We start from the raw sequence: 11,678 nt of genomic DNA on the forward strand, positions 1-11,678 counted from the left end.
ATCGGGGCGTACCGGACCGGGGTCGCCGGGCAGGCCGGCATCACACTGGTCAGCGTCGCCTACGCGCCCAACGCGGCGGTCTGGTCGACCAGTTACCTGCTGGGGCCGGGCTTCGCGGTCGGGACCGACACCGCGGTGCGCACCAGCGAGGTGTCGGTCGGCGCGCTGCCGGCCGTGCCGCTGCTCGCTGGCCTGCCGCGCGGCCCGGTGGACGGCTTCGGCGCGCTGCTGCTCGCGGTGCCGGTGCTGGCCGGAATGGTCGCCGGCTGGCTGCTCGCCCGTCGGGTGGCTCGACTCGCCGGGCCGGAGCGGGCCGCCGGACGCTGGGCCCAGTTGCTGGCGCCGGCGGCGTTGGCCGGGCCGGTGGCCGGGGTGGTGCTCGGTGCGGCCGCCGCGGTCTCCGGTGGGCCGCTCGGCGCCGGTCGGCTGGCCCAGGTCGGGCCGGTGGGTTGGCAGGTCGGTGCGGTGGCGGCCGGTGTCATCGCGGCCGGCGCGCTCCTGGGCGCCGCCGCCACCCGCGTGCTGACCCGCAGGCCGGCACAGTAGACGAGCGCGGGGCGCCCCGGGTGAACCCCGGAACGCCCCGTCGAATCCGAGCCCGTCAGGGCTGGGTGGGCAGGTTGACCTGCGCCACGACGCTCAGGATGAGCAGCAGGATGCCCAGCCCGACGCCGACCGCGCCGCAGATCAGACCGGCCTTGGCCTGGCCGGCGTTGTTGGCCTGGCCCTGCGCCACCTTCTGCTTGGCGAGATAACCGGTCACGATGCCCGCGATGCCGACCGGGATGCCCAGGTACAGGCAGCAGACCAGCGGGATCGACGCGATACCGAGGATCATCGACACCAGGCCGAGGGTGTTGTTCTGCCCCTGCGCCTGCGGGTACCCGGCGTTCGGGTACGTCGGGGCGCCGTACGGGGGCTGCTGCTGGGCGTACGGGTCCTGGTACGGCGGCTGCTGGCCGTACGGCTGCCCCGAGGTGGGCTGCTGACCGTACGGTGCCTGCGGTGCGGCGTACGGGTCCTGGTTGGGCTGCTGGCCGTACGGCTGGCCGGCGGTGGGCTGCTGGCCGTACGGGGCGGCCGGCGGCTGGGGAGCGGTCGGGTCCTGGTTGGGCTGCTGGCCGTACGGGTCCTGACCGGGGTTACCGGGCTGCATTCGAGAAGCTCCTTGAACTGGGTTCCGTCAGTTGGTGCTCTTTGTTTCCATCCATGATCGCGGTCAGTCCTCCCAATGCCCAGTGATGCGGCCGGAGGACATTCTTTCCTAAAGCACGTGAACAGCCCTTGTCGGCCGCTTCGTTGTGCCGGATCAGGGGCGGTGTGTGGGCCGGTGCGGCGTTCAGCCCGAGCGAGCGGCAGCGTACCGGGTCGAGGCACGTGGTCGCTGGTGATGACGGCGCGCCGCCCAGCCGATGGGCATCCCTGACCTGCCGATAGGGTGACCCGGTGACCGAGCCCGCGTCTGTCGCCCGCATCGTCGTCCTCATCTCCGGCTCCGGGAGCAACCTTCAGTCGCTGCTGGATGCCGCCGCCGACCCCTCGTACGGCGCGCAGGTCGTCGCGGTCGGCGCGGACCGCGACGGCATCGCGGGCCTGGACCGGGCCGAGGCGGCGGGGGTGCCGACGTTCGTGGAGCGGGTCCGCGACCACGACACCCGGGAGGCCTGGGACCGTGCGCTCACCGCGCACGTCGCGAAGCATCAACCCGACCTGGTCATCTCGGCCGGTTTCCTGAAGTTGGTCGGGCCGCACTTTCTCGCCGCCTTCGGCGACCGCTACCTGAACACCCACAACACGCTGCTGCCGGCGTTTCCCGGCATCCACGGCCCGCGTGACGCCCTCGCCTACGGCGTGAAGCTCACCGGGGCCACCCTCTTCTTCGTCGACGCCGGCATGGACACCGGGCCGATCGTCGCGCAGGTCGCGGTGCCGGTGCTGGACGACGACGACGTGGACACGCTCACCGAGCGCATCAAGGAAGCCGAGCGGCGCCAGCTCGTCGAGCAGGTCGGTCGCCTGGTCCGCGAAGGCTGGACCATCACCGGAAGGAAGGTCACGGTTCCGTGAGTCCCACTCAGGACGGGCGCCGCCCGATCAGGCGGGCGCTGGTCAGCGTCTACGACAAGACCGGGCTGGTCGAGCTGGCTCAGGCCCTGCACGCGGCCGGCGTGGAGATCGTCTCCACCGGCAGCACCGCGGGCACCATCGCCGCCGCCGGGGTGCCGGTGACGCCGGTGGAGACGGTGACCGGGTTTCCCGAGGTGCTCGACGGCCGGGTGAAGACCCTGCACCCGAAGGTGCACGCGGGTCTCCTCGCGGACCTGCGCAAGGACACGCACGTCACGCAGCTCGACGAGTTGGGCGTGGCGGCGTTCGACCTGCTGGTCTCCAACCTCTACCCGTTCCAGGCGACAGTCGCCTCCGGCGCCGGCGTCGAGGAGTGCGTGGAGCAGATCGACATCGGTGGCCCCGCGATGGTGCGGGCCGCCGCCAAGAACCACGCCTCGGTCGCCGTGCTCACCGACCCGGCCGGTTACCCGGCGCTGGTCGACGCGCTCAGCGAGGGTGGCTTCACACTGGCCCAGCGTCGTGCGCTGGCGGCGCGGGCGTTCGCCGACATCGCCGAGTACGACGTGGCCGTCGCGCAGTGGTGCGCCCGGGAGTTGGCGCCGGCCGACGACTCCTGGCCGACGTTCACCGGTTCGGCGCTGCGTAAGTCGGCGGTGCTGCGCTACGGCGAGAACCCGCACCAGCCGGCAGCGCTCTACGTCGACCCGGACGCCCCGGCGGGGCTGGCCCAGGCGGAGCAGCTGCACGGCAAGGAGATGTCGTACAACAACTACGTCGACGCGGACGCCGCCTGGCGGGCCGCGAACGACTTCGCCGACCAGCCGGCGGTGGCGATCATCAAGCACGCCAACCCGTGCGGCATCGCCATCGGCGCTGACATCGCCGAGGCGCACCGCCTGGCGCACGCCTGCGACCCGGTGTCGGCGTTCGGTGGCGTCATCGCTGTCAACCGGCCGGTCTCGGTCGAGCTGGCCCGGCAGGTCGCCGAGATCTTCACCGAGGTGGTGGTCGCCCCCGGTTTCGACGAGGGCGCGGTCGAGGTGTTGCAGGGCAAGAAGAACATCCGGCTGCTGCGGGCGCCGGCCTGGACGCCGGCCCGGGTGGAGGTGCGGCAGGTGACCGGTGGCGTGCTGGCCCAGGTCGCCGACCGGGTGGACGCCCCCGGTGACGATCCGGCCAACTGGCGGTTGGTGACCGGTGAGGCCGCCGACGAGGAGTTGCTGCGGGACCTCGCGTTCGCCTGGCGGGCGGTCCGCGCGGTGAAGAGCAACGCGATCCTGCTCGCCAAGGACGGCGCCACCGTCGGGGTCGGCATGGGTCAGGTCAACCGGGTCGACTCGGCGCAGCTGGCGGTCACCCGTGCCGGTGCCGACCGGGCCCGCGGCTCGGTCGCCGCCTCGGACGCGTTCTTCCCGTTCGCCGACGGGCCGCAGATCCTCATCGACGCCGGCGTCCGTGCCATCGTCCAGCCGGGCGGCTCGATCCGCGACGAAGAGGTCATCGAGGCGGCCAAGAAGGCCAACGTGACCATGTACCTAACGGGAACCCGCCACTTCTTCCACTAACCCCCCGCCCCCCGCCCCCCCGGGCCCACCGCCCAATGGGTTGATCATGAGGTTGACGGGCGACAAGCCGGATGAAACGGCCCGTCAACCTCATGATCGCCGTGGGTGGGCGGCGGGCCGGGGTCGGCCGGGTGGGTCAGGCCGGGGTGGGGCGTAGTTCGGCGAAGTGGCAGGCGGAGGGGTGCGGGTCGGCCGCCCGGGGGACCGTTTGCGGGTCTTCCACGGCGCAGATCTCCTGGGCCTTCCAGCAGCGGGTCCGGAAGTGGCATCCGCTCGGCGGGTCGGCCGGGCTGGGCACGTCGCCGACCAGCCGGATCATGGTGCGCTGGTCCCGGGCCTCCGGGTCCGGCACCGGCACGGCAGAGAGCAGAGCCTGGGTGTACGGGTGGGTGGCCCGCTCGTAGATCTCGTCCTCGGTGCCGATCTCGACGATCCGACCGAGGTACATCACGGCGACGCGGTCGGCGATGTGCCGCACCACTGACAGGTCGTGCGCGATGAAGATGTACGAGAGCCCGAGCTCACCCTGCAGCTGCTTGAGCAGGTTGATCACCTGCGCCTGGATGGAGACGTCCAGCGCCGACACCGGCTCGTCGCAGACGATCACCTCGGGCTTCAGCGCGAGCGCACGAGCGATGCCGATGCGCTGACGCTGACCGCCGGAGAACTGGTGCGGGTACCGGTTGATGTGCTCCGGGTTGAGCCCGACCAGGTCCAACAGCTCCTGGACCCGCTTGGCCTTGCTGCCCTTCGGCGCCGCATCCGGGTGGATCTCGAACGGCTCGCCGATGATGTCGCCGACCGTCATCCGCGGGTTCAGCGAGGTGTACGGGTCCTGCATGACCATCTGCATGTTGCGGCGCAACCGGCGCAGTTCGCCCCCGGAGGCCTTGAACAGGTCCCTGCCCTCCAGGGTGGCGCGCCCCGAGGTGGGCGTCTCCAGCCGCATCAGCAGTCGGGCGAGGGTGGACTTGCCGCAGCCGGACTCGCCGACCACGCCGAGCGTCTCGCCCCGACGCAGCTCGAAGCTCACCCCGTCGACGGCCTTCACCGCCCCGATCTGCCGCTGGAACAGCACGCCCTGAGTGATCGGGAAGTGCTTCACCAGGTTGTCGACGGAGAGGATGGTCTCGCCGCGGACCTTGGTGGGGTTAGCGGGCGACGCTGTCATCACGGACCTCCTGCGCGAAGTGGCAAGCGCTGGTCCGGCCGTCGCCGAGGACCAGGTCGTGCGGCACCTCGTCCACGCAGACCTGCTGCACGTACGGGCACCGGGGGTGGAACGGGCAGCCGGACGGGATGCGCATCAGGTTCGGCGGCAACCCCTTGATCGTCGACAGTTCCTGGCCGCGGACGTCCAGGCGCGGGATCGACTCCAACAACCCCTTGGTGTACGGGTGGGCGGGCGCCTTGTAGAGCGAGCGGACGTCGGCGTGCTCGACGATCCGGCCGGCGTACATGACCGCGATCCGGTCCGCGACACCGGCGACCACACCCAGGTCATGGGTAATCAGGATCATCGCCATGTTGAGTTCGCGGCGCAGGTCGGCGAGCAGGTCCATGATCTGGGCCTGCACCGTCACGTCGAGCGCCGTGGTGGGCTCGTCGGCGATCAGCACCTTCGGGTCCAGCGCCAACGCCATGGCGATCATGACGCGCTGCCGCATACCGCCCGAGAACTGGTGCGGGTAGTCCCCGATCCGCTTGGCGGCACCCGGAATCTTGACCAGATCCATCAGCTCGATGGCACGACGTCGAGCGTCGGCCCGGGACATGCCGGCGCGCTGACGAAGCGTCTCACCGATCTGCCAACCGACCGGGAAGACCGGGTTGAGGGCGGAGAGCGCGTCCTGGAAGATCATCGCGATCTCCTTGCCGCGTACCTGCCGGCGCTGCTCCTCGGAGCGGGTGAGCAGGTCCTCGCCCTGGTAGAGGATCTGGCCGGAGCGGACGAACGCGGGCGGGGTGTCCAGGATGCCCATGATCGCCTGGGCGGTGACCGACTTGCCCGAGCCGGACTCGCCGAGCACCGCGAGGGTCTCGCCGGCGTCCAGGTGGTACGACACGCCGTTGATCACCCGGGCGACACCCTCGTTGGTGCGGAACTCGACGTGCAGGTCCCGCAACTCCAACAGGTGGCCGCCCTCGGGCGTGGCGGAGGCGGGCGTGGGATTGATGGTCATGAGGGATCACCGCAGCTTCGGATCGAAGGCGTCACGGATCGCGTCGCCGAGCATGATGAACGCCAGCACTGTCAACGCCAGGAAGGTCGACGGGACGATCAACGGGGTGGCCGCCTCCCGCATGTGGATCCGGCCGGTGTCGATGTCCTGCCCCCACGAGATGGTGGGCGCCTTCAGGCCGATACCGAGGAAGGAGAGCGTCGCCTCGGCCGCGATGAACGAGCCGAGCGCGATGGTCAGTACCACGATCGCCGGGGCCAGCGAGTTCGGCAGGATGTGCCGCCACATGATCCGGCTGTTGCCGGCGCCGAGCATCCGGGCCGCCGCGACGTAGTCCTGCTCCTTCGCGGTGATCACCGACGACCGGACCACGCGGGCGGCGGTGGTCCAGCCGAGGAGGGCCAACACGAAGACGACAGCGCCGATGCGCGCCCACTGGCTGTCACTGGAGACCCGCTTGAGCAGCACGATCGCGGCCAGCAGCAGCGGGATGCCGAGCACCACGTCGATCACCCGGGAGAGCACCGCGTCGACCCAGCGGCCGAAGTAGCCGGCCAGCATGCCGACCACCAGCGCGATGATCCCGGTGCCGAGCGCGGCCAGGGCGCCGACCAGCAGCGACGCCCGGGTGCCGTAGACCGCCCGGGAGTACGTGTCGCAGCCCTGGAAGTCGTACCCGAAGATGGCCCCGCCGGACGGCCCGGCGTGCTGCCGGGAGAGCAGGCAGTCGTTCGGGCTGTTGGCGGTGAACACGCCGGGGAGCAGCGCCATCAGGGTGAAGATGACCACCAGCGCCAGCGAGATCCAGAAGATCGGGTTGCGGCGCAGGTCGCGCCAGGCGTCCCCGGCCAGGCTGCGGGGCTTGTTCGCGGCGCCGACCTGGTTGGGGGTTCCCGGCTCACCCGAGGGGCCCCGTCGCGCGGCCTGGTTCTCGGTGGCCGCCACGGTCTCAAAGTCGCTCATGCCGGCACCTCGCTGCGGTCACTCATAGCGGATCCTCGGGTCGAGTACGGCGTACAGGACGTCCACCACCAGGTTCGAGACCAGGTAGACCACGACGAGCACGCTGACGATGCCCACCACCAGGGGGCCGTCCTCGGTGCGGATGCCGCGGAAGAGGTTGAAGCCCACGCCGGGGATGTTGAAGACGCCCTCGGTGATGATCGCGCCGCTCATCAGGTTGCCCAGTTCCACACCGAGGAAGGTGACCACCGGGATCAGCGAGTTGCGCAGCACGTGGACGATGACGATGCGCCGCTTGACCAGGCCCTTGGACCGGGCGGTCCGGACGTAGTCGGCGCGCAGGTTCTCCGCCACCGAGGCCCGGGTGAGTCGCAGGGCGGTGGCCAGCGACAGGGAGCCGAGCACGATGCCCGGCAGCAGGAGCGCGTAGAACGTCGGGTCGGAGCCGGCGGTGGGTGGGAAGAGTTGCCACTTGACGCCCAGGAGGTACTGCGCCAGCGGGGCCAGCACGATGGTCGGGATGCCCAGCACCAGCAGGGTCAGCACGAGCGTCGAGTTGTCGAAGATGCTGGCCCGGCGGATGCCGGCGAGCACACCGGCGGTGACGCCGAAGATGATCGCCACTGCGAGCGCGATGAGCGCGAGCCGCACGGTGACCGGCCAGGCCTGCTGGAGGATGTCGCCGATGTTCCGACCGGTGAGTGACTCGCCCAGATTGCCCTGGAGCAGGTTCTTCACGTAGTCGAAGTAGCGGTAGAAGAAGCCGCCGACGCCGGTGGCGTCCAGGTGGTACTTCTCGGTCAGGTACGCCCGTTGCGCCGGCGTCACCGGGCGTTCGCCGGCGAGCGCCTGGATCGGGTCGCCCTGCCCGGCGAATGTCAGCGCGTAGACGATCAGGGTGGTCCCGAAGAAGGCCAGGACCATCTGCAGTAGGCGCCGCAGGATGTAGCGGAACATGCTTAGCAGTCTCTCCGGAAATGTGCGAAAGGGTCGCAGGACGGCATCTCTGGTCGTACCCGAAATGTCGGAGACGTGCCGTCCGGCCCGGGGGAGCCGGCACCACCGACGCCGGGTCCGCTGCTGCGGCCCGGCCCCGGTGGCGCGGATTGGGCCACCCGGGCTTCGTCGCCCGGGTGGCCCGCACCATGCTCAGCTCAGCTGGCTGCTTCGATCTTGACGAGGTTGACCCGCTGGAACAGGTCCATCTCGACGTTCTTGACCTTGGACGAGTGGCCGAACACGTTCTCGCCGAAGCGGAGCGGGATCACCGGCATGTCCTTGGCCAGGATGTCCTCCGCCTGCTGGTACTTGGCGATCGCCTCGTCCTGCGTCTTGGCGGCGGCACCCTCCTTGACCAGCTTGTCGAACTCCGGGTTGCTGTAGCCGTAGTAGTTCGACGAACCGTTGGTGCTGTACAGCGGGCCGAGGTAGTCCTCCATGGTGGGGTAGTCCATGACCCAACCCATCCGGAACGCACCCACCGGCGTCTTGTTCTCGACCTTGGTGAGCAGGTCGGCGAACTTCGGCTCGGCCGAACCCACCGCGTCCACGCCCAGGTTGGTCTTGAGCTGGTTGACGGTGGCGTCGACCCAGTCCTTGTGCCCGCCGTCGCCGTTGTACGAGATGACGATCTTCGACGGACCACCGGCGGCCTGGTAGAGCTTCTTGGCCTCGGTCGGGTTGAACTCGCCCGACTTACCCGTGGTGTCGTCCCGGTAGCCCGGCAGGACCGGCGAGACGAAGGAGCGCGCCGGCGTCTGCGAGCCCTTGAAGACCGACTTGGTGATCTCGTCACGGTCGATCGCCATCGAGATGGCCTTGCGGACGTCCGGGTTGCTGTAGTCCTTGTCGAACGTCGGGAACGCCAGGAACTGGAACGACGACATCGGGCTGGTCTTGTACCGGTCACCCAGGTCGCTCGGCGCGGTGCTCAGGCTCTCGGTCGGGATCGTGGGCAGCACGTCCAGGTTGTCCGCCAGGACGTCCGCGTAGGCCGCGGTGAGCTGCTGGTAGATCCGGAACTCGACGTTCTTCACCTTGGGCTTCTCACCCGGGAAGGCGTCGTAGCGCTCGACCTCGATCTTGCTGTCGTGCTGCCAGGTGCCCTTCATCTTGAAGGGGCCCTGCCCGATCGGCGCCTGCTCGTAGGAGTCCTTGAGCACGCCCGGGGCCGAGAACGCGGCGTCCGGCATCGGGAAGAACGCGTTGTAGCCCAGCGTGGTCTTGAAGTCGATGTACGGCTCGTTGAGCGTCACGGTGAAGGTGAGGTCGTCGACCTTCTTCAGCCCGGACATCTCCTTGGCCTTCGGCTCCTTGCCCTGCAGGTCCGCGTAACCAGCGATCTTCTCGAAGAACGGGTTGGTGTCCTGACCGTTGGGGCCGTACGCGCCGTAGTTCCAGGCGTTGATGTAGCTCTGGGCGGTGACCTTCTCGCCGTTGTGGAAGGTGTAGCCGTCCTTGATCTTGATCGTCCAGACCTTGTTGTCGGTCGAGGTGACCGAGTCGGCCGCGACCTCGTACGGCTTGTTCTGGGCGTCGTAGTCGACGAGCGGGCTGAACAGGCCGGCGATGACCTGCGAACCCGACGTCTCGGTGGTGTTGGTGGGAACCAGGTGCTTCGGCTCGGCGATCTGGATGCTGACCACCGAACTGTCGCTGCCACCGGATCCACCGTCTCCGCCGCTGCCGCAGGCCGCGAGGCCCAGCGTCACCGCGAGCGGGAGGGCGGTCCAGGCGGCGAGTCTACGAACTCGCATTGAGCCTCCTCATCTCCTCACGCTGCGCAGTCAAGCCCGACGCTGGGTTACGCTGCGCAACAAGCGGTAACGGTAGGTCGGCGGCGAGCCTTCGGCAACGACGCGGTTGCGGGTGGGTAACGGTCCGGGCTCTCCCTCCTTGTCGAAGGCGGGTGAATCTGCTAGCCGAAACCGGGTTTGCCGGCAATATCCTGCGGATATTCGGGCGGCTGGCGAGCTGATTGGGCTCGGTTGGGTTGGCTCGACACCTGCTGGGACGAAGGTCCGGTCTCCGTTTCGCCGACCCGGTCTGTCTGGTTCGACAGTGATCGAACCCACAAACTGTGACCGAGAGTGACTAGCGACACGTCACACACCGTCACGCAGGCGGTAGCCAGTTCGGCTCGGCCCGAACGTTGGGCAACCAGCACCTGGCAGTGGCGGCGGACCGCCCCGAGCTGAGGTCGTCTGAACCGCGGGTGCCGGTCGTGAGACGATCTGGTCGTGACGGCGACGCTTCTGGACGGCAAGGCAACCGCAGCGGAGATCAAGGACGAGCTGCGCATTCGGGTGAAGGCCCTCGCGGAACGCGGCATCACCCCGGGGCTCGGCACGGTCCTGGTCGGGGCGGATCCGGGCAGCCAGGCGTACGTCAACGGCAAGCACCGCGACTGCGCCGAGGTGGGCATCGCCTCGATCCGCCGCGAACTGCCGGCCGACGCCACCCAGCAGCAGGTCGACGACGTGCTGGCCGAGCTGAACGCCGACCCGGCGTGCCACGGCTACATCGTCCAGTTGCCGCTGCCGGCCCACCTCGACACCCAGCGGGTGCTGGAGTTGATCGACCCGGACAAGGACGCCGACGGCCTGCACCCGGTCAACCTGGGTCGGCTCGTGCTCGGCTACGACGGGCCGCTGCCGTGCACCCCGCGCGGCATCGTCGAGCTGCTCCGCCGACACGACGTGGCGCTGCGCGGTGCCACCGTCGCGGTGGTCGGCCGGGGCAACACCGTCGGGCGCCCACTCGGCCTGCTGCTCACCCGGCGCAGTGAGAACGCCACAGTCACCCTGTGCCACACCGGCACCCTCGACCTCGCCTCGCACACCCGCGCCGCCGACATCGTCATCGTCGCGGCCGGCGTACCCGGTCTGCTCACCGCCGACATGATCAACCCTGGCGCGGTGGTGGTGGATGTCGGCATCACCCGCGTGATCGGCGCGGACGGCAAGGGCCGCTACACCGGCGACGTGGACCCGGAGGTGGTCCAGACGGCCGGCGCGCTCGTCCCCATGCCCGGCGGCGTGGGCCCGATGACCCGGGCCATGCTGCTCACCAATGTCGTGGAGCGCGCCGAGCGCGGCTGACCCGCACGTCGGCGCACCGAACCAGGACGGCGGTGACGTTCGCCCCATCCCGGCGATGCCCGCCGCCCCTGGCCGGATCGGTGCCAGGATGACTGATACGGTCCGGAAAACCGACTGGTATCAGGGAGTGGGACGACCATGGGTAAGAAGGTCACTGTCGTCGGGGCTGGCTTCTACGGCTCCACCACCGCACAGCGCCTGGCCGAGTACGACGTCTTCGACACCGTAGTGATCACCGACATCGTGGAGGGCAAGCCCGCGGGCCTGGCACTCGACCTCAACCAGTCGCGGGCCATCGAGGGCTTCGAGACCAAGGTCGTCGGCGTGACGACCGGCCCCAACGGTGAGGGCTACGAGCAGATCGAGGGCTCCGACGTCGTCGTGATCACCGCTGGTCTGCCGCGCAAGCCCGGCATGAGCCGGATGGACCTGCTGGAGACCAACGCCAAGATCGTCCGCCAGGTCGCCGAGAACGTCGCCAAGTATGCCCCGAACGCCGTCGTCATCGTGGTCTCCAACCCGCTGGACGAGATGACCGCGCTGGCCCAGCTCGCCACCCAGTTCCCGAAGAACCGGGTGCTCGGCCAGGCCGGCATGCTGGACACCGCCCGGTTCAGCAACTTCGTCGCCGAGGCGCTGAACGTGCCGGTGGCGTCGGTACGCACGCTGACCCTGGGCTCGCACGGCGACACGATGGTCCCGGTGCCCTCGAAGAGCACCGTCAACGGCAAGCCGTTGCGTGACGTGATGCCGGCCGAGCAGATCGAGGAGCTGGTCGTCAAGACCCGCAACGGTGG

General features: G+C 69.5%; 11 protein-coding genes. 5 read left to right on the forward strand and 6 right to left on the reverse strand.

The window, feature by feature from the left end; all coding sequences use genetic code 11:
- A partial coding sequence (locus KBX53_RS09200; protein ID WP_247675352.1) for a DUF6350 family protein occupies positions 1 to 546 on the forward strand: 546 nt, incomplete at its 5' end.
- 55 nt (positions 547 to 601) lie between these two features.
- Here KBX53_RS09200 and KBX53_RS09205 read toward each other — a convergent pair.
- Complete coding sequence (locus KBX53_RS09205) at positions 602 to 1,156, reverse strand: DUF4190 domain-containing protein (protein ID WP_210858642.1); 555 nt, start codon at positions 1,154 to 1,156, stop codon at positions 602 to 604.
- A gap of 290 nt (positions 1,157 to 1,446) precedes the next feature.
- Between KBX53_RS09205 and purN the strand changes: the two genes are divergently transcribed.
- Positions 1,447 to 2,067: a phosphoribosylglycinamide formyltransferase gene (gene purN / locus KBX53_RS09210; RefSeq protein ID WP_210858644.1), complete on the forward strand. Its 621-nt coding sequence runs from the start codon at positions 1,447 to 1,449 to the stop codon at positions 2,065 to 2,067.
- Positions 2,064 to 3,635 (forward strand): bifunctional phosphoribosylaminoimidazolecarboxamide formyltransferase/IMP cyclohydrolase, encoded by a 1,572-nt coding sequence (gene purH / locus KBX53_RS09215; protein WP_210858646.1) that lies wholly within the window; start codon positions 2,064 to 2,066, stop codon positions 3,633 to 3,635. The genes purN and purH overlap by 4 nt, the downstream gene beginning before the upstream one ends.
- A 136-nt stretch (positions 3,636 to 3,771) precedes the next feature.
- On the opposite strand, the gene KBX53_RS09220 is transcribed toward purH, so the two are convergent.
- The 5 genes from KBX53_RS09220 to KBX53_RS09240 form a co-directional block, all read right to left on the reverse strand.
- Positions 3,772 to 4,806 carry an ABC transporter ATP-binding protein gene (locus KBX53_RS09220; RefSeq protein WP_210858648.1) on the reverse strand — a complete coding sequence of 345 codons (1,035 nt, stop codon included), beginning with the start codon at positions 4,804 to 4,806 and terminating at the stop codon, positions 3,772 to 3,774.
- Positions 4,787 to 5,818: an ABC transporter ATP-binding protein gene (locus KBX53_RS09225; protein WP_030338351.1), complete on the reverse strand. Its 1,032-nt coding sequence runs from the start codon at positions 5,816 to 5,818 to the stop codon at positions 4,787 to 4,789. Before KBX53_RS09225 ends, KBX53_RS09220 begins: the two co-directional genes overlap by 20 nt.
- Before the next feature lie 6 nt (positions 5,819 to 5,824).
- On the reverse strand, positions 5,825 to 6,781 hold the full coding sequence (locus KBX53_RS09230; protein WP_030338353.1) for an ABC transporter permease: 957 nt from the start codon (positions 6,779 to 6,781) through the stop codon (positions 5,825 to 5,827).
- 18 nt (positions 6,782 to 6,799) lie between these two features.
- Positions 6,800 to 7,738, reverse strand: a complete 939-nt coding sequence (locus KBX53_RS09235) for an ABC transporter permease (RefSeq protein WP_030338354.1) — start codon at positions 7,736 to 7,738, stop codon at positions 6,800 to 6,802.
- 197 nt (positions 7,739 to 7,935) lie between these two features.
- Positions 7,936 to 9,537, reverse strand: a complete 1,602-nt coding sequence (locus tag KBX53_RS09240) for an ABC transporter substrate-binding protein (protein WP_210858651.1) — start codon at positions 9,535 to 9,537, stop codon at positions 7,936 to 7,938.
- Between the two features lie 483 nt (positions 9,538 to 10,020).
- Between KBX53_RS09240 and KBX53_RS09245 the strand changes: the two genes are divergently transcribed.
- Positions 10,021 to 10,881 (forward strand): bifunctional methylenetetrahydrofolate dehydrogenase/methenyltetrahydrofolate cyclohydrolase, encoded by an 861-nt coding sequence (locus KBX53_RS09245; RefSeq protein WP_030338359.1) that lies wholly within the window; start codon positions 10,021 to 10,023, stop codon positions 10,879 to 10,881.
- A 138-nt stretch (positions 10,882 to 11,019) separates the two neighbouring features.
- Positions 11,020 to 11,678 (forward strand): malate dehydrogenase (locus KBX53_RS09250; RefSeq protein ID WP_210858652.1); only part of this gene is annotated, 659 nt, incomplete at its 3' end.

Origin of the sequence: Micromonospora sp. M51, assembly GCF_018070305.1 — a bacterium.
In the GTDB taxonomy this organism is placed as follows: Bacteria; Actinomycetota; Actinomycetes; order Mycobacteriales; family Micromonosporaceae; genus Micromonospora; species Micromonospora parva.

Coding starts and splice junctions, on each gene's coding strand:
- KBX53_RS09205 (WP_210858642.1), bottom strand. CDS start 1,156: ATGCAGCCCGGTAACCCCGGTCAGGACCCGTACGGCCAGCAGCCCAAC.
- KBX53_RS09220 (WP_210858648.1), bottom strand. CDS start 4,806: ATGACAGCGTCGCCCGCTAACCCCACCAAGGTCCGCGGCGAGACCATC.
- KBX53_RS09225 (WP_030338351.1), bottom strand. CDS start 5,818: ATGACCATCAATCCCACGCCCGCCTCCGCCACGCCCGAGGGCGGCCAC.
- KBX53_RS09230 (WP_030338353.1), bottom strand. CDS start 6,781: ATGAGCGACTTTGAGACCGTGGCGGCCACCGAGAACCAGGCCGCGCGA.
- KBX53_RS09235 (WP_030338354.1), bottom strand. CDS start 7,738: ATGTTCCGCTACATCCTGCGGCGCCTACTGCAGATGGTCCTGGCCTTC.
- KBX53_RS09240 (WP_210858651.1), bottom strand. CDS start 9,537: ATGCGAGTTCGTAGACTCGCCGCCTGGACCGCCCTCCCGCTCGCGGTG.